13 protein-coding genes are annotated in these 16,244 nt (G+C 69.8%); 12 read left to right on the top strand and 1 reads right to left on the bottom strand.

The window, feature by feature from the left end; all coding sequences use genetic code 11:
* Nucleotides 1–203: 203 nt before the first annotated feature.
* The 11 genes from pth to INT49_RS21570 all read left to right on the top strand — a co-directional run bounded on the left by pth (nt 204) and on the right by INT49_RS21570 (nt 13,594).
* Nucleotides 204–818 carry an aminoacyl-tRNA hydrolase gene (pth, locus tag INT49_RS12740; protein WP_193118127.1) on the top strand — a complete coding sequence of 205 codons (615 nt, stop codon included), beginning with the start codon at nt 204–206 and terminating at the stop codon, nt 816–818.
* Nucleotides 815–4,420, top strand: coding sequence for a transcription-repair coupling factor (mfd, locus tag INT49_RS12735; RefSeq protein ID WP_193118126.1), 3,606 nt, complete (start codon nt 815–817; stop codon nt 4,418–4,420). Before pth ends, mfd begins: the two co-directional genes overlap by 4 nt.
* Before the next feature lie 10 nt (nt 4,421–4,430).
* Nucleotides 4,431–5,363 carry a MazG nucleotide pyrophosphohydrolase domain-containing protein gene (locus tag INT49_RS12730; protein WP_319021611.1) on the top strand — a complete coding sequence of 311 codons (933 nt, stop codon included), beginning with the start codon at nt 4,431–4,433 and terminating at the stop codon, nt 5,361–5,363.
* Nucleotides 5,364–5,429: 66 nt separating this feature from the next.
* Complete coding sequence (gene eno / locus INT49_RS12725; protein ID WP_193118125.1) at nt 5,430–6,722, top strand: phosphopyruvate hydratase; 1,293 nt, start codon at nt 5,430–5,432, stop codon at nt 6,720–6,722.
* 244 nt (nt 6,723–6,966) lie between these two features.
* Nucleotides 6,967–7,437 carry an FtsB family cell division protein gene (locus tag INT49_RS12720; RefSeq protein ID WP_319021610.1) on the top strand — a complete coding sequence of 157 codons (471 nt, stop codon included), beginning with the start codon at nt 6,967–6,969 and terminating at the stop codon, nt 7,435–7,437.
* Entirely contained in the window at nt 7,434–8,003 is a 570-nt protein-coding gene (locus INT49_RS12715; protein ID WP_193118123.1) for a DUF501 domain-containing protein, read from the top strand. The genes INT49_RS12720 and INT49_RS12715 overlap by 4 nt, the downstream gene beginning before the upstream one ends.
* Nucleotides 8,000–8,953, top strand: coding sequence for a Ppx/GppA phosphatase family protein (locus tag INT49_RS12710; protein ID WP_193118122.1), 954 nt, complete (start codon nt 8,000–8,002; stop codon nt 8,951–8,953). Before INT49_RS12715 ends, INT49_RS12710 begins: the two co-directional genes overlap by 4 nt.
* Before the next feature lie 108 nt (nt 8,954–9,061).
* Complete coding sequence (locus INT49_RS12705; RefSeq protein ID WP_193118121.1) at nt 9,062–10,435, top strand: NAD(P)/FAD-dependent oxidoreductase; 1,374 nt, start codon at nt 9,062–9,064, stop codon at nt 10,433–10,435.
* Between the two features lie 231 nt (nt 10,436–10,666).
* Nucleotides 10,667–11,464: a glucosamine-6-phosphate deaminase gene (gene nagB, locus INT49_RS12700; protein ID WP_193118120.1), complete on the top strand. Its 798-nt coding sequence runs from the start codon at nt 10,667–10,669 to the stop codon at nt 11,462–11,464.
* A 52-nt stretch (nt 11,465–11,516) separates the two neighbouring features.
* Entirely contained in the window at nt 11,517–13,028 is a 1,512-nt protein-coding gene (locus INT49_RS12695) for an NCS2 family permease (RefSeq protein ID WP_193118119.1), read from the top strand.
* Nucleotides 13,025–13,594, top strand: coding sequence for a MarR family winged helix-turn-helix transcriptional regulator (locus tag INT49_RS21570; protein WP_319021609.1), 570 nt, complete (start codon nt 13,025–13,027; stop codon nt 13,592–13,594). Before INT49_RS12695 ends, INT49_RS21570 begins: the two co-directional genes overlap by 4 nt.
* A gap of 228 nt (nt 13,595–13,822) precedes the next feature.
* Here INT49_RS21570 and serC read toward each other — a convergent pair whose 3' ends face one another.
* Entirely contained in the window at nt 13,823–14,980 is a 1,158-nt protein-coding gene (gene serC / locus INT49_RS12685) for a phosphoserine transaminase (protein ID WP_193118118.1), read from the bottom strand.
* A gap of 130 nt (nt 14,981–15,110) precedes the next feature.
* Here serC and INT49_RS12680 point away from each other — a divergent pair, with 130 nt between their 5' ends.
* Nucleotides 15,111–15,809, top strand: coding sequence for a demethylmenaquinone methyltransferase (locus INT49_RS12680; protein ID WP_193118117.1), 699 nt, complete (start codon nt 15,111–15,113; stop codon nt 15,807–15,809).
* Nucleotides 15,810–16,244: the final 435 nt, after the last annotated feature.

Genomic DNA, 16,244 nt, shown 5'->3' with positions numbered 1-16,244 from the left:
TCCAGGAAGCAGGGACGCACCCTGCACCCGGCCGGTCCGCTCGATTCCTCACACACATCGCCCCGGGGCGTCGCGCACTGCGCGGCGCCCCGGTACGGTGTTCGAGGCCATGAAGTGCGCGCGGTGGGTCGCGCCGGCCGACACCAGGCCGCCCCGGGCGCAGGTCCCGGGAACGGCGTCGACGCTGCAGCGAGGAGCAGTCCATGACCGTGAGCGAACGTCGACCCGGGCCGTACCTGGTCGTGGGTCTCGGCAACCCCGGCCCGAAGTACGCCGCCACCCGTCACAACATCGGGCACATGGTGCTCGACCACATCGCCGACGCCACCGGGGGCCGCTTCACCGCGGCCCGCCGCGCGCAGGCGGTCGTGCTCGAGGGCCGGCTCGGCATCCCCGGCTCCGATGAGCGCGTCATCCTCGCCAAGACCACCACCTACATGAACGTCTCCGGGGGACCGGTGAAGGCGCTGGCCTCCTACTACGACATCCCGCCGGAGCGGATCGTCGCGGTCCACGACGAGGTGGACATCCCCTTCGACACCGTCCGGCTCAAGCTCGGCGGCGGCGAGGGCGGCCACAACGGGCTGCGGGACATCACCAAGGCTCTGGGCACCAAGGACTACCTCCGCGTGCGAGCGGGCGTCGGTCGACCCTCTGGTGGCCGGGACACGGCCGATCACGTGCTCGCCCCCTTCACCTCCACGGAGCGCAAGGCCCTCGAGCTGCTGATCTCCGATGCCGCCGACGCCGTCGAGGCCGTGATCCTCGAGGGCCTCACCACCGCGCAGCAGCGCTTCCACTCCCGAGAGGCACGATGACCACGAACCGCCCCGCACTCCGCCCGACCCGCGCCCCGCTGCGGCCGCTGCTGGACCAGCTGGCCGGCGGGCAGGACCTCACGACGGTGCGCGCCGCCGTGCAGGAGGGCTCGGAGAGCGGCGAGGGTGGGAGCATCGTCGCCGCGACCGGGCTCTTCCCCTTCGTCGTCGCCGATCTCGCCCGTGAGGCGACCGTCGAGAGCCCTCTCGTCGTGGTCACCCCCACCACGCGTGCCCTCGAGGACGTGCGCTCCGCACTGTCCGCCCTGATCGGTACGGACCATGTCGCCGAGCTCCCCGCCTGGGAGACGCTCCCGCATGAGCGGCTGTCCCCGCGCGCCGACACCGTCGCGAAGCGGCTGGCGACGCTGCGGCGTCTCGCGCACCCCGAGTCCGAGGACCCGGTGCGGGTGCTCCTGATGCCCGTCCGTTCGCTGCTGCAGCCGATCGCGACGGGCCTCGGGGACCTCACCCCCGTGCGCGCCGCGGTCGGCGACACCTATCCGCTGGACGACCTCGTGCGCGACCTCGTCGACGCCGCCTATGCCCGCGTGGACATGGTCGAGAAGCGCGGCGACTTCGCCGTGCGCGGAGGCATCCTCGACGTCTTCCCGCCCACCGAGCCGCATCCGCTCCGGGTGGACCTGTTCGGCGACGAGATCGACGACGTGCGGTACTTCTCCGTCGCCGATCAGCGCTCGCTGGATCCGGCTCCGCGCGGGCTCGACGCCCCGCCCTGCCGGGAGATCCTCCTGACCCCGGAGGTGCGCGAGCGCGCCCGCACCCGGGCCGAGGAGCTTCCCGGCGTGCGGGATCTGCTGCTGCGGATCGCCGACGGCATCGCCGCGGACGGGATGGAGTCGCTCAGCCCGGTCCTCGTCGATGGGATGGAGCAGGTCGCCGACGTCCTCCCGAGCGGATCCCGCCTGCTGATCCTGGATCCCGAGCGGACCCGCGCCCGTGCGGAGGAGCTCGTCGCCACGACCGACGAGTTCCTGGCTGCGGCCTGGTCCAGCGCGGCCGCCGGAGGGGGCCTGCCCATCGACGTCGGGGCGGCGAGCTTCGTCCCGCTGGGAGAGGCCAAGGGACATGCCCGTGAGGGCGGGCGGCCCTGGTTCACCCTGGCGTCCTTCGGGCTGGACGCCGATGTCGACCTCACGCGCGGTGCGCACACCCACCCGGGCTACTCCGGGAAGCCGGGCGACGCGGCGAAGGACCTCGAGCGGCGCCGTCAAGACGGCTGGAGCGTCGTGGCGACGATGGTCGGCCCCGGCGGCGCCCGCCACGTCACCGAGAACCTTCGCGCAGAGGGCATGCCGGCGGTCTTCGCCCCGGACCTCGAGGGGCCCGTGGATCCCGGCCAGGCCGTGGTCACCGTCGGACCGTTCCCCGAGGGCCTCGTGGTCGAGGACCTCAAGCTGGTCCTCGCCTCGGAGCGCGATCTCACCGGGAAGTCCGGCGCACGGCGGGGCGAGGAGCGCAAGATGCCCTCGCGCCGACGCAACGTCGTCGACCCGCTGCAGCTGCGCCCCGGCGACCACGTCGTCCACGCCCACCACGGCGTGGGTCGCTTCATGGAGATGACCAGCCGCGCCGTCGGCGTCGGTGCCAAGCGCACCACCCGCGAGTATCTGGTCATCGAGTACGCGGCCTCCAAGAAGGGCCAGCCCGGCGACCGGCTGTACGTGCCCAGCGACCAGCTGGACCAGGTCACCAAGTACGTCGGCGGCGAGGATCCCAGCGTCAACCGCATGGGCGGCTCGGACTGGGCCAAGACGAAGTCCAAGGCGCGCAGGGCGATCCGCGAGATCGCCGACGAGCTGGTTCGGCTCTATTCAGCCCGCCAGTCCGCCCCCGGCCATGCGTTCGCCCAGGACACACCCTGGCAGCGTGAGCTCGAGGACGCCTTCGAGTTCGTGGAGACCCCGGACCAGCTCGTGACCATCGACGACGTGAAGTCCGACATGGAGAAGACCGTCCCGATGGACCGCCTGATCCTCGGCGACGTCGGCTACGGGAAGACGGAGATCGCGGTGCGCGCCGCGTTCAAGGCGGTCCAGGACGGCAAGCAGGTCGCCGTGCTCGCGCCGACGACCCTGCTCGCCCAGCAGCACCTGGACACCTTCACCGAGCGCTACACCGGCTTCCCGGTCACGGTGCGCGGGCTCTCCCGGTTCCAGAATCCCGCCGACTCCAAGGCCACCATCGAGGGCGTCGCCGACGGCAGCGTCGACATCGTCATCGGCACCCATCGCCTGCTCACCGGGCAGGTGCGGTTCAAGGACCTGGGACTGCTGATCGTCGATGAGGAGCAGCGCTTCGGCGTCGAGCACAAGGAGACGCTCAAAGCGCTGCGCACCGACGTGGACGTGCTGGCGATGTCCGCCACCCCCATCCCGCGCACCCTGGAGATGGCGGTGACGGGGATCCGCGAGATGTCGATCCTCGCGACCCCACCGGAGGAGCGCCACCCGGTGCTCACCTATGTCGGCGCCCAGGAGGACAAGCAGATCACGGCCGCCATCCGGCGCGAGCTGCTGCGTGAGGGGCAGGTGTTCTACATCCACAACCGGGTCGAGGACATCGACCGGGTCGCCGCGCACCTGCGCGAGCTCGTCCCCGACGCCCGGGTGCAGGTCGCGCACGGCAAGATGAACGAGGCCCAGCTCGAACGGGTCATCGTCGACTTCTGGGAGCGCGACTTCGACGTGCTGGTGTGCACCACCATCGTCGAGACCGGCCTGGACATCGCCAACGCGAACACCCTGATCGTGGAGAACGCCGACAAGTTCGGGCTCTCCCAGCTGCATCAGCTGCGCGGTCGCGTGGGCCGGTCGAGCGAGCGCGCCTATGCCTATTTCCTGTACAACGCGACCAAGCCGCTCACCGAGCTCGCGCACGACCGCCTCACGACGCTGGCCACGAACACCGATCTCGGCGCCGGCATGAAGGTGGCGATGAAGGATCTGGAGATCCGCGGTGCCGGCAACCTGCTGGGCGGCGAGCAGTCCGGCCATATCGCCGGGGTCGGCTTCGACCTCTATGTGCGCATGGTGGGGGAGGCGGTCTCGGCCTTCCGCGGGGAGTCCACGGCCCCCGAGAAGGAGATCCGCGTCGAGCTCCCGCTGGACGCCCATGTCCCGCACGACTACATCGGCTCCGAGCGTCTCCGCCTGGAGGCCTACTCGAAGCTGTCGGCCGTGCGCGAGGTCTCCGAGATCGACCAGATCCGCTCCGAGCTCACGGACCGCTACGGCGCGCCGCCGCAGCCGGTCGAGGTGCTGCTCGACGTGGCGCGGTTCCGGATCGACGCCCGTGCCGCCGGCATCGACGAGGTGCAGGCCCAGGGCAAGATGATCCGCTTCGCGCATCTCGAGGTGCCGGACTCCGCGGCGATGCGCATGAAGCGTCTCTACCCGGGCACGATGCTCAAGCCCACCACCCGCCAGGTGCTCGTTCCGCGACCGATGACCTCGCGCTTCGGGGGCACCGAGCTGCGCGATCACGAGCTGCTGGACTGGGCCCGCGAGGTGCTGCGCACCCTGGTCCCGGGGGCGGCGGAGTCCATGACCGCGCCCACGATCCAGGGCTCGGCGACGTAGCCTCGCAGCTGTGAACGCTTCGAAGCCGCCGGTCCCGTCCTCACAGCCATGCCAGTCCCCGCAACCGGCCCAGCCCCCGCAGCCGCCCGTCCAGCCCTCGCAGACGGGCCAGCCCTCGCAGGCCACCGAGCCGACTCCCGGTGAGGCGGCGCGCGGCAGCGCCCTGCTCCGGGCGGTCGAGGTGATGGAGGCGCTCCGGGCGGCGGACGGGGACGCCTGGTCCCATCAGCAGACCCACGCCTCGCTGGCCCGCTACCTCCTGGAGGAGACCTACGAGGTCCTCGAGGTGATCGACGATCCGCAGGCCCATGGACCCGGCGCGCTGCGCGACGAGCTCGGGGACCTCCTCTTCCAGATCCTGTTCCACGCCCGGGTCGGGCAGGAGGCGGAGCCGGCCTGGGACGTCGACGACGTGGCCAGGTCGTTCATCGCCAAGATGGAACGCCGGAATCCCCACATCTTCGGCGACCGCCGCGACGAGGCGCTCGAGGATCCGGAGGACATCGAGCAGATCATCGCCCAATGGCACGCCGTCAAAGCCGCCGAGCGGCAGGCGCGAGGGGCCGGCGACACGCCGTCGTCGGCGGTCTGGTTCGACGGCATCCCGGAGCGTCTTCCGGCGCTGCAGACCGCCGCGAAGGTCGTGCATCGCGCGCGCTCCGACGGTCGGCTCGAGGAGCTGCTCGCCGCCGCCGACGAGGCGGCCGCCGCGCCCGACGCCCAGCAGTGGGGAGGCGACGTCGCCAGCGCACTGCTCGAGGTGGCGGTGCGCGCCGAGTCCGAGGACATCGATCCCGAGTCCGCCCTGCGCGCCCTCCTGGCCCGGACGCGCTCGGCGGCCCTCGAGACAGACGGTTCCGCCCCGCGAGATGGAGCTCTACAGACCCCCGGCGACAGGCCATCAGACGGCACCATGGCGGGCCCGGACGGCCGGACGGCCTAGACTGGCCCGCGGACGGTCAGCGCCGACCGGCCGTGACCGCTCTTCTCCTGATGGAAGGAACAGCCCATGGCAGCTCTGATCGATGCCGTTCACGCCCGCGAGATCCTCGATTCCCGAGGCAACCCCACCGTCGAGGTGGAGATCCTCCTCGACGACGGGATCGTCGCCCGCGCCGCAGTCCCCTCCGGTGCCTCCACCGGCGCCTTCGAGGCCGTCGAGCGCCGCGATGGCGACAAGGCCCGTTACCTCGGAAAGGGTGTCGAGGAGGCCGTCTCCGCGGTCATCACCGACATCCAGCCCAAGATCCTGGGCATGGACGTCCAGGAGCAGCGTGCGATCGACCAGGTCATGCTCGATCTCGATGGCACCACCAACAAGGGCGCCCTCGGCGCGAACGCCATCCTCGGCGTCTCGCTGGCCGTGGCCCGCGCCGCCGCGGACTCCGCCGGTGTGCCGCTCTACCAGTACGTCGGTGGGCCCAACGCCCACATCCTGCCGGTCCCGATGATGAACATCCTCAACGGCGGATCCCACGCGGACTCCAACGTCGACATCCAGGAGTTCATGATCGCGCCGATCGGTGCGGAGACCTTCAGCGAGGCCATGCGCGTCGGCGCCGAGGTCTACCACGCCCTGAAGTCCGTGCTCAAGGAGCGCAGCCTGGCCACCGGTCTCGGTGACGAGGGCGGCTTCGCCCCGAACCTCGACTCCAACCGCGCTGCCCTCGACCTGATCGTCGAGGCGATCGGCAGGGCGGGCTTCGAAGCCGGCAAGGACGTGGCCCTGGCCCTGGATGTCGCCGCCTCCGAGTTCTTCGAGGACGGTTCGTACCTCTTCGAGGGCGAGAAGAAGACGTCCGCCCAGATGATCGACTACTACGCCGATCTCGTCGACTCCTACCCGCTGGTCTCCATCGAGGACCCGCTGGACGAGGACGACTGGGAGGGCTGGAAGGCCATGACCGAGCGTGTCGGCGCCAAGACCCAGCTCGTCGGCGACGACCTGTTCGTCACCAACCCCGAGCGCCTCGGCCGCGGGATCACCGAGGGCTCCGCGAACGCTCTGCTGGTGAAGGTGAACCAGATCGGCTCGCTGTCGGAGACCCTCGACGCCGTGGATCTCGCACACCGTGCGGGCTTCAAGGCCATGATGTCGCACCGTTCCGGTGAGACCGAGGACACCACGATCGCGGACCTCGCCGTGGCCACCAACTGCGGTCAGATCAAGTCGGGCGCTCCTGCCCGAGGCGAGCGCGTGGCGAAGTACAACCAGCTGCTGCGCATCGAGGAGGAGCTGGGGGATGCGGCACGTTACGCCGGAGCCTCAGCATTCCCTCGGTCCCCGCGTTTCTCTGCCTGAAGTCCTCAGCCGGAGGTTGTAACCTCTGGTCATGAGCAACAGACGACCGGGTGCCCCGCGATCAGCGAGGCGCCCGGTCGCTGCATCCGGGGGTCGTCGGCCCGGTGCGCGGCCGGCCGCGCGACCGACGTCGACCACCGGGCGGGGAACGGCCAAGAGCGCGTCCTCGCGCAGCCGCGGCCCGGCGGCGGCATCACGCCCCCGCAGCACCGCGTCGCGCGGTCCCCAGGAGGACGGCCCCGGCGTGACCATCACCCGCCGCACCCTGGCACTGGTCGCTCTCGTGGTGATCGCCCTGGCGGCCCTGGTGCCGACGGTCAACTCGTATGTCGCCCAGCGCCAGCAGCTCTCCGAGCTCCAGGCCCAGGTGAACACCCAGGAGTCCGACGTGGAGACGCTCCGCGAGCAGGTCGCCCGCTGGGAGGATCCCGCCTACGTCTCCGCTCGCGCCCGGGAGCGACTGCTCTTCGCGATGCCGGGGGAGACCCAGTACCGGCTCACCGACACCTCCGGCCAGGACGTCCCGCTCACCGAGGCGGAGCGCGCCGCAGAGCACGCGAAGGAGGGCGAGTGGTTCTCGACCCTCTGGAAGAGCGTGGAGGGCTCGAGCCGTCTGACCCCCGAGGACATCCCCGACGAGACCGGCTCCACCGACGAGGACGTCCCCGACCAAGCACCCGCCGACGACACCGACGATCAGGATCCCCCGCAGTGAGCGCACTTCCGCCCCTTCCCTTCGAGTCCCCGACGACACCCGACGATCTCGAGGTGATGCGGGAGCAGCTCGGTCGCGACATGCGCGGCGTGGTGTCGATCGCACGGCGCTGCGGCTGCGGCCGCCCGGCCGTGGTGCGCACCGCACCGAGGCTCGAGGATGGGACCCCGTTCCCCACCTCCCTCTATCTCACCCTCCCGTGGCTCACGCTGGACATCTCGCGCATCGAGGCGACCGGCACGATGGCCGATCTGACCCGGCGCCTGGAGACCGATGACGAGCTCGCGGGCGGCTATCGTCGCGCCCACGAGCGGTACCTCGCCCGTCGTGAGGAGCTCGGGGACGCCGCGGAGGTCCGTCATGTCAGCGCCGGCGGCATGCCCACGCGCGTGAAGTGCCTCCATGCGCTGGCCGGGCAGGCCCTCGCCGAGGGCGAGGGCATCAACCCCGTCGCCGACGAGGTCCTGGCGACCATCGACGGCGTGCTCCCCGAGCTCGTGTGCCGCTGCGAGAGCGTCGACGCGACACCCGACGCAGCATCGGACGCAACAGGGGAGGAGGCATGAGCGCCCCCGTCGCCGCGATCGACTGCGGCACCAACTCCATCCGTCTCCTCATCGCACGCCGGGACGCGGAGGGCGCCCGGCCCACGGACCTCGAGCGTCGGCTCGAGATGGTCCGTCTCGGGCTCGGCGTGGACCGCACGGGACGCTTCGACCCGGTCGCGATCGAGCGCACGCTGGAGGCGGCGCGCCAGTACCGCGAGCTCATCGAGACGCATGGCGTAGCGCCCGAGGCCGTACGGTTCGTCGCGACCTCGGCGACCCGGGACGCCGCGAACCGTGACGAGTTCATCGAGGGGATCCGCGAGATTCTCGGGGTCACCCCCGAGGTGATCAGCGGCGAGGAGGAGGCGGCGCTCTCCTTCCGGGGCGCGGTCAGCACCGTCGCCGGGCTGCCCGAGGGCCCCCGCCTCGTGGTGGACATCGGCGGGGGCTCCACCGAGCTCGTGCTCGGGACCACCACTCCGACGCACCGCATCAGCATGGACATGGGGTCGGTGCGGCTCACCGAGCGCCACCTGACCACGGATCCCCCCACTGCGGAGCAGATCGCCGCCGCGAGCGCGGACATCGACGCCCTGCTGGACGAGGCCGAGTCCGTCGTGCCGTTCGAACGAGCTCGATCCCTGGTCGGCGTCGCCGGCACAGTGACCACTGTCACAGCGGTCGCGCAGGGGCTCCAGGAGTACCTGCCCGATGTCACCCACGGGGCAACCCTGGCGGCGGATGACGTCCGGGCCCTCTGTCTCGAGCTCCTCATGCAGACCCGTCAGCAGCGGGCCACCCACCGGATCATCCATCCCGGGCGCATCGATGTGATCGGTGCAGGGGCTCTGATCTGGTCTCGGATCATCGAAAGGGTCTCCGCGGTCTCCGGGATCACCGAGACCAGGACCAGCGAGCACGACATCCTCGACGGTCTGGCCCTGGACCTGCTGGACCGCACGGACTGATCGACACGGACCGCGTGGTCCGGGGCCCGACGGCCCACGGGGCCCGTCAGGACGTCCACGACCTGAATCGTTTTGTGCGAAGTGCTCCGCGGTTCTAGGCTAGGGGTCATGAACACCACTTTCGGCGGCAAGCCCCATGTCCTGATCCTCGGCGGCGGTTCCGTCGGCCTGACCACTGCGAGCGATCTGCGCAAGACGCTCGGCACCGAGGTCGCGATCACGGTCGTGGACCCGCGCCCGTACATGACCTACGCGCCCTTCCTCCCCGAGGTCGGCGCCGGCAGCATCGATCCCCGCAACGTCCTCGCGCCCCTGCGCAAGATCCTCCCCGGGAGCAAGGTCGTCACCGGCTCCGTCACGCAGATCCGCAGCTCGGAGAACACCGTCGTGGTGAACACCGAGGAGGACGTGCAGCTCGAGATCTCCTACGACTACCTGGTCGTCGGCCTCGGCGCCGTTCCCCGCCTCCTGCCCATCCCGGGCCTCGCGGAGAACGCCATCGGCTTCAAGCAGGTCGAGGAGGCCGTGGCCGTGCGCGACCGCATCCTCGCCAACCTCGCCGAGGCGGCGTCCACCAAGGACCCGAAGATCCGCAAGCGTCTGCTCACCTTCACCTTCATCGGCGGCGGCTTCGCCGGCGGCGAAGCCGTCAGCGAGACCGAGGACATGGTCCGCGACGCCCTGCGCTACTACCCCGACCTGCACGCCTCGGACATCCGCTTCGTGCTCATCGACGCGGCCCCCTTCGTGTTCCCCGAGCTCACCGAGGACCAGCGCGCCTACGTGCTGAACCAGCTGCGCGAGCGCGGCGTCGAGGTCAAGCTCGAGACCTTCCTCAACTCGGCCGAGGACGGCCTGATCAAGACCAGCGACGGCGACGAGTTCGAGACCGGACTGCTGGTCTGGAACGCCGGCGTGAAGCCCAACCCGGTCCTGTCCGACGCGGACGTCTCCGACCTGCCGGTCATCACCGAGCGCGGCCCCATGATGGGCAAGCTCGAGGCACTGGCAGACCTCCGCGTCAACGGCGCCGAGGGCCCGCTGGACAACGTCTTCGCCGCCGGTGACTGCGCCGCGGTTCCCGACCTCGCCTCCGGCGAGGGCAAGTTCTGCCCGCCCAACGCCCAGCACGCCGTACGTCAGGGCAAGCGCGTGGCGGACAACATCGCGCGCTCCGTGCAGGGTCGCCCGATGGTGGACTACTACCACAAGAACCTCGGCGTCATGGCGACCCTGGGCATGTACAAGGGCGTCGGCCGCCTCAACGTGGCCGACAAGGAGCTCGACATCCGCGGCCTCCCCGCCTGGGCCATGGCCCGCGCCTACCACGTGTACGCCATGCCGACCCTGGGTCGTAAGGCAGCGGTCATCGCCGGTTGGGCGACCAACCTGATCTCCCGTCGCGACATCATCGGCATCCCGCAGTCCTCGACGCCGCGCGCGGCCTTCGAGTACGCCGCGAACTCCGGCAAGAAGAAGTGATCCGGCCGGGATCGGACGCCTGAGCGTCCGCATCCCGCGGCCCCGGAGTCACGGAGGCACCGTCACGTTATGCGTGACGGTGCCTCCGTGCATGCGGGGACTGCTCACATCGTCGGCGCGGGTCGTCCACCATGGCGATGCCCGAGTAAGCTCGTAACCGGTAATGAATGAGCACAAACGGTCAGCAGGGTGTCGGGGGTAGGGCACGCGCGGCCGGAAGGGAAGCACTCCATGGAGATCCATATCGTCACCGACGCCGCCGAGGGCGCACGCGTCGTCGCCGACGTCTTCGAGAAGACCCTGCGGGACGCCGGGGACACCGGCGCCGTTCTCGGTCTGGCCACGGGGTCCTCTCCCGTCCCGGCGTACACGGAGCTGATCCGGCGCCATCGAGAGGAAGGGCTCTCCTTCGCCACCGCGCAGGCATTTCTGCTCGACGAGTACGTGGGCCTTCCTGCCGGCCACGAGCAGAGCTACCACCACTTCATCCGCGACAACTTCACGGCGCATATCGACATCGACGATGCGGCCGTGGTCTCGCCCGCGGGCGACGCCGCTGATCCGGTCGCGGAGGCCGCCGCCTATGACGCCCGTATCGTCGCGGCCGGGGGAGTGGACCTGCAGATCCTCGGCATCGGATCCAACGGACACATCGCCTTCAACGAGCCGAGCAGCTCGCTGGGCTCGCGCACGCGCGTGGTCGGTCTGGCGCAGAGCACGATCGCCGACAACGCCCGCTACTTCGAGGAGGCGGCGGATGTCCCGGTCCGGGCGCTCAGCCAGGGGCTGGGAACCATCCGCGAGGCCCGCAGGATCGTGCTGACCGCTTCGGGCGAGCACAAGGCGGAAGCGGTCGCGCATCTCGTCGAGGGTGCGATCAGCGCGCGGTGGCCGGCATCCAGCCTGCAGCTGCACCCTGATGTCGTCGTCGTGGTCGACGAGTCGGCCGCCTCGCAGCTCGAGCTCGCCGACTACTACCGGTATTCACGCAGCCTCGAGGCGGAGAACCCGGTCTCACGTCACAGCTGAGGATCTGGATCAGGGGTGAATGCGTCGGCGGGGGCCGGATACGATCGCTCCCATGACGCAGGCCGACCCCTCCTCACCCCCTTCCTCCCCGCCGTCCTCGGGCGCTGTCGCAGCGCCTCGTAGCGGATTCGATAGGTTCTTCCACATCTCCGAGCGAGGGTCCACCCTCTCCCGTGAGCTCCGCGGAGGGCTCGTCACGTTCTTCTCGATGTGCTACATCGTGGTGCTGAACCCGCTGATCATCGGGACTGTCCCGGACTCGACCGGGCAGTTCCTCGGCGGCGGTGCGGAGCCCAACCTCCCAGCCGTGGCCGCCGGCACCGCGCTGATCGCCGGGCTCCTGAGCATCTTCATGGGAGCGTGGGCCAAGTTCCCGCTCGCCCTGGCGACCGGGCTCGGGCTCAATGCCTACATCGCCTATTCGGTGGTGCCGCTGCCGGGGATGACCTGGGCCGGGGCGATGGGCCTCGTGGTGCTCGAGGGCGTGGTGATCCTCGTCCTCGTCCTCACGGGCTTCCGCCGAGCGGTGTTCATGGCCGTTCCGCCCTTCCTCAAGACCGCCATCGGCGTGGGGATCGGCCTGTTCATCGCCTTCCTCGGCCTGTTCAACGCCAAGTTCGTGACCACGGCTGCCGGCACCCCGGTGCAGTTGGGCAACGATGGCTCGCTCACCGGTTGGCCCACCTTCGTGTTCGTCGCGGGCCTCCTGCTCATGTTCGTGCTGTGGGTGCGCAAGGTCCCCGGCGCGATCCTCATCGCGATCGTGAGCGCCACCGTCCTGTCGATCGTCCTCGAACGGTTCCTCCACCTCGGTGCCTTCACGGCGGCCGACGGCACGAACCCCGGCAATCCCGGTGGCTGGGCGATGAACGTCCCCGCCATCAGCGAGTTCCCGATCCAGGCCCCGGACTTCGCGACCCTGTTCACGGTCGACCCGATCGGTGGCATCACCGCCGCAGGCGGGATCGGCGCACTCGTCATCGTCTTCTCCCTGCTGCTGGCGGACTTCTTCGACACCATGGGGACCATGGTCGCGGTCGGCTCCGAGGCCGGGCTGGTCGATGACGAGGGCGATATGCCCCACTCCCAGCGCATCCTCGTCGTGGACTCCGTCGCCGCGATCGCCGGCGGCGTCGGCGGCGTCTCGTCGAACACGAGCTTCGTCGAATCCACGTCGGGAGTGGCCGAGGGCGCACGCACGGGAGTGGCCTCGATCGTCGTCGGCGTCGCCTTCCTGCTGACCACCTTCCTCGCGCCGCTGGTCGCCCTCGTGCCCTACGAGGCCGCGACCCCGGCACTGGTGATGGTCGGATTCCTGATGATGACCCAGGTGACGGACATCGACTTCAGCGACGTCGAGGTCGCGCTGCCCGCCTTCCTCACGATCATCCTCATGCCGTTCGCCTACTCGATCACCGTAGGCATGGGCGCCGGCTTCCTCATGTACGTGCTGATCCGACTCGTGCGCGGCAAGGCCCGCGAGGTGCACTGGCTCATGTACGTGATCGCCGCGCTCTTCGTGGTGTACTTCCTGCGCGGTGCGATCGAAGGCCTCCTGCTGTGACGACGGGGGAGTCGCAGGCAGGGGAGGAGGGCGCTGCCGCGTCCGGCCCCGGGAGCACGACCCGCCTCGGGCCGACGAGCGACCTCGCTCCCGGGGCACCGGACGAGCTCGCCGGGCACGACGAGGTCGCCGGACAGGCCGAGGTCGCCGAGCTGGCGGCAGAGCTCCGCCGCGTGCTGCTGGTCTCCTCCCGCATCCTGCGCTCCCGCACGGCGTCGGACGACGTCTCCGCCTCCCAGTTCTCCGTGCTCGCGTTCCTGGATCGATCCGGTGAGTCGACTCCGGGGGCGCTCGCGGAGTTCGAGCATGTGACTCCTCCGGTGATGACCCGGATCCTCGGGCGGCTCGAGGACGCCGGTCTCGTGGTGCGCTCGACGCACCCGGGTGATGGTCGCCAGGTGCTGGTGACGCTCACGGATCCTGGGGAGCAGGTGGTGCTCCATGGCCGGGCCGAGCGTGACAGCTGGCTCCGTGCCCGGATCGGGTCCGCAGACCTCGAGGAGCGGGAGACTCTCCGTGCCGCGACCGAGCTGCTGCGTCGCACCCTCATCGATCCACCCCGGTGACGGTGCAGGACTAGTGACCCTGCAGAACACGTGACCCTGCAGAACACGTGACCGTCCAGAACGAGTGACCCTGCGGAACGAGTGAGCTCGCAGAACGAGTGACCGCGCGGAACGGGCACCCACGCAGCATGGGCGACCGAGAAGCCCCGATGACAGAGCACGGGCCGTACCCCTCGAACGAGGAGTACGGCCCGTGCCGTGTCGTGCGGGTCCGCCCAGAAGGAGAGATCAGGCGCTGTGGTCGAGCACGTGGTCGAGCACAGCGAGCAGGGCCGACACGTCCGCCTCCTCCACCGCGGGGAAGGTCGCGATGCGGAGCTGGTTGCGTCCGAGCTTGCGGTAGGGCTCGATGTCGACGATCCCGTGGGCACGCAGCACAGAGGTCACGGCCGTGGCATCGATCGACTCGTCGATGTCCAGGGTGGTCACCACCTGCGAGCGAGCCGCGGCGTCGGTGACGAAGGGCGTGATCTCCCCACGCCCAGCGGCCCACGCCTGCACCATCCCGCTCGTGGTCCGAGTGCGGGCATCAGCCCAGGCGAGGCCGCCCTGGGCGAGCATCCACTCGATCTGCTCGGCCAGCAGCACCAAGGTCGCCACGGCAGGGGTGTTGAGCGTCTGATCCTTGCGGGAATTGTCGATGGCGCTGGTGAGGGAGAGGAACGACGGGATCCATCGGTCCGTGCCCGCGGCGAGTCGCTCTGCCCGCTCGATAGCGGCAGGGGAGAGGACGCTCAGCCACAGCCCGCCGTCCGAGGCGAAGGCCTTCTGCGGCGCGAAGTAGTACGCGTCGGTCTCGGTGATGTCGATCATCGCGCCACCGGCCGCGGAGGTAGCGTCGACGAGGACGAGCTGATCAGCGTGTGCCCCGTCCGGTCGTCGCACAGGGACCATCACCCCGGTGGAGGTCTCGTTGTGGGGCCAGGCGTAGGCGTCGACGTCCTCCCGGGCCGTCGGCACCGGGCAGGCGCCGGGATCGACCTGGATGATCTCGGGATCACCCAGATGTGGAGCCCCGGCGACCTCGCCGGCGAACTTCTGGGAGAACTCGCCGAGCACCAGGTGCTGGGAGCGCTTCTCGATCAGCCCGAAGGCGGCGACGTCCCAGAACGCCGTGGACCCCCCGTTGCCGAGCACGACCTCGTAGTCGTCGGGCAGGGAGAACAGCTCCCGCAGGCCGGCGCGGATCCGTGCGACGTACTGCTTCACCGGTGCCTGGCGATGGGAGGTGCCCATGACCGTGCGAGATACAGAGCTCAGCGTCTCCATCTGTGCGTCACGGATGCGGGAGGGGCCGGAACCGAAGCGACCATCCGCGGGAAGCAGACCCTGAGGGATCGACAGACCGCGGATCGTGTCGGCACGGATGGTACGGGCATCGGACATCGGCAAACTCCTCGTGATGCGGGGCGGTGCCGCCGGCGGGTCCGGCAGCACGCCCTCCTATCCTGCCAGGGGAGCGCGCCGTCCCTCGCAGCGGTCCGTGCCGAACGGCCCGGCGTGGCAAGATCAGGGCATGAGCCGTGCCGATCTCGAGAAGCAGCCGTATGACGTCGCAGGGATGTTCGACAGCATCGCCAAGCGCTATGACCTCACGAACGATGTCGCCGCCCTGGGCCAGGTCCGGATGTGGCGGGCGGAGATGGTCGAATCGCTCGACGTCGAAGCGGGCGACACCGTGCTCGACCTCGCTGCGGGCACCGGAACGTCCACCACGGCGATCGCGCGCACCGGAGCCCAGGTCGTCGCCGCGGACTTCTCGTTGGGGATGATGGCGGAGGGGCGGCGACGCGGGGCACCGGTCCCGTTCGTCGGCGCCGATGCCCAGCACCTCCCGTTCGGCGATGACTCCTTCGACGCCGCAGTCATCTCCTTCGGTCTGCGCAACGTCCATGAGCCCAAGCTCGCCCTCGCCGAGATGGCCAGAGTCGTGAAGCCGGGCGGCCGTGTCGTGGTGTGCGAGTTCTCGACGCCGAGCTCCCGCATCGTCCGCACGGTGTACGAGAAGTACCTGTTGCGCGCTGTGCCGGCGCTCGCGCGACGCGTCGCCACGAGCGCGGACGCGTACGACTACCTTGCCGAGTCCATCCTCGAGTGGCCGGACCAGGAGTCACTGCGCGCGTGGTTCATGGACGCAGGGCTGGGGAGAGCGCAGTTCCGGAATCTGACCGGGGGGATCGTGGCGCTGCACCGAGGGGTCGTGCCTCACATCTGAAGTTGCTCCGAGAGGGGCCGCGGAGTCCGTCGACGCCGCACGTAGGCACGATCTGGCCGGACTCCACCTCAGATCGGTACGGTGACCTGCACGTTTGCTCCATGACAGGCGAGTGTGGCGCAGGACACCGCTGAAAGGGTCGTTCTGGCTTGACGCTCCCCGGGGATCTGCGTAACGTTCTTCCTCGTGCCCAGCAGAACGGGAACGAGGAACGGCCGAGAGGTTGAACCGAGAAAACCGTACTGAGCAGGTATGCAGGTCCCTCCGAAGTTCAGTGAGGCGCGGATCACACCGCATCGAGTTGACACGGAGCGCCGCACCTCGTAAGTTATAGAGGTTGCCCCGGAGCGAAGAGCTTAACGGCTTGGAAGTCCGAGTGCGCGTGTTGTTTGATATCTCAATAGCGTGTTTATTTGTTGATGCCATTATTTTGAT

It is taken from the genome of Brachybacterium tyrofermentans (assembly GCF_014897585.1).
GTDB classification, from domain to species: domain Bacteria; phylum Actinomycetota; class Actinomycetes; order Actinomycetales; family Dermabacteraceae; genus Brachybacterium; species Brachybacterium tyrofermentans.
Note: the sequence above shows the minus strand (reverse complement) of the source record. Positions and strands in the feature narration are given on the sequence as shown.